Here is a 1,380-nt window from a genome sequence, read left to right as displayed (position 1 = left end):
ATCAACAACGGGATCCCGGCGGGTGGCCTGTTCACCGGCGCCGAGGTACCGAAGACCGCCGAGCAGGCAGCGATCTGGGGCGGCACTGCCGGAGCCCAGTACGACCCCTGCTACCACCAGGCGTGCGACACCTTCGCCAACAACAGCACCCACGCCCTCGGGGTCAACGCCGACGCGGTCGCGTTCGCCGTACTGACGTACGCGTTCTCCACCGAATCGGTCAACGGCGTCCCCGGCGAGCCGGTTCCCGGCGACCTCGTGATCCCGCCGCCCGCCGGTCCCGAGGGGACGGTCGGCAGTGGCGGCGGAGGCGCCGAGGACGCACACCACCCGTCGTCGTAGCGCCGACGCCGGGCGATTCCGCGCTCACCCCGGGGCCCAGTCCCTAGGGTGAGCGCATGCCGACGTACACCGAACAGGGCAAGGCCTTCGACCGGGACATGAACTACATCCCGGACCGGATCACCAGCGAGCCCGGGCAGTCGCAGGACAAGTACGACGGCACCACGATCGAGGCACCGACCTGGCCTGCCGAGCCAGGTCGGTACCGCCTCGTCGCGGCGAAGGCCTGCCCGTGGGCGAACCGGTCGATCATCGTGCGCAAGCTGCTCGGGCTCGAGGACGTCATCTCGCTGGGGCTGACGGGGCCGACGCACGACGAACGCAGCTGGACGTTCGACCTCGACCCCGGCGGCGTCGACCCGGTGCTCGGGTACGAGCGGCTGCAGCAGGCGTACTTCGCGCGCTACGCCGACTACCCCCGCGGCATCACCGTCCCGGCGATGGTCGACATCGCGACGAAGTCCGTCGTCACCAACGACTTCCCGTGGATCACCCACGACTTCTTCTTCGAGTGGCGCGAGTGGCACCGACCCGACGCGCCGGACCTGTGGCCCGACGACGTCCGCGAGGAGATGGAGGCCGTGATGAAGCGGGTCTTCACCGAGCTCAACAACGGCGTCTACCGGTGCGGCTTCGCCGGATCACAGGAGGCGTACGACGCGGCGTACGACCGGCTCTTCGACACGCTCGACTGGCTCGAGGAACGGCTCACCGACCGGCGTTACCTCATGGGCGACACGATCACCGAGGCCGACGTACGACTGTTCACGACGCTGGCGCGGTTCGACCCCGTCTACCACGGCCACTTCAAGTGCAACCGCAACAAGCTGATCGAGATGCCGGCGCTGTGGGGCTACGCGCGCGACCTGTTCCAGACGCCCGGGTTCGGCGAGACGATCGACTTCGAACAGATCAAGCGGCACTACTACGTCGTCCACGAGGACATCAATCCGACGGGGATCGTCCCCAAGGGGCCGGACCTGGCGGGGTGGCTGACGCCGCACGGGCGGGAGCGCGTCTGACGCGCTCGCGCCCGGT

The 1,380-nt window shown here is 69.1% G+C and carries 1 protein-coding gene and 1 pseudogene; both read left to right on the top strand.

Annotated elements, in window-relative coordinates; all coding sequences use genetic code 11:
- Window positions 1-342 (top strand): annotated as a pseudogene (locus ACOADB_RS13625) (hypothetical protein); the annotation flags it as partial.
- 56 nt (window positions 343-398) lie between these two features.
- Window positions 399-1,364, top strand: coding sequence for a glutathione S-transferase family protein (locus ACOADB_RS13620; RefSeq protein ID WP_378599454.1), 966 nt, complete (start codon window positions 399-401; stop codon window positions 1,362-1,364).
- Window positions 1,365-1,380: the final 16 nt, after the last annotated feature.

It is taken from the genome of Nocardioides sp. CPCC 206348, from assembly GCF_048654705.1.
In the GTDB taxonomy this organism is placed as follows: domain Bacteria; phylum Actinomycetota; class Actinomycetes; order Propionibacteriales; family Nocardioidaceae; genus Nocardioides.
This window is presented reverse-complemented; position numbering and strand designations above follow the sequence as displayed.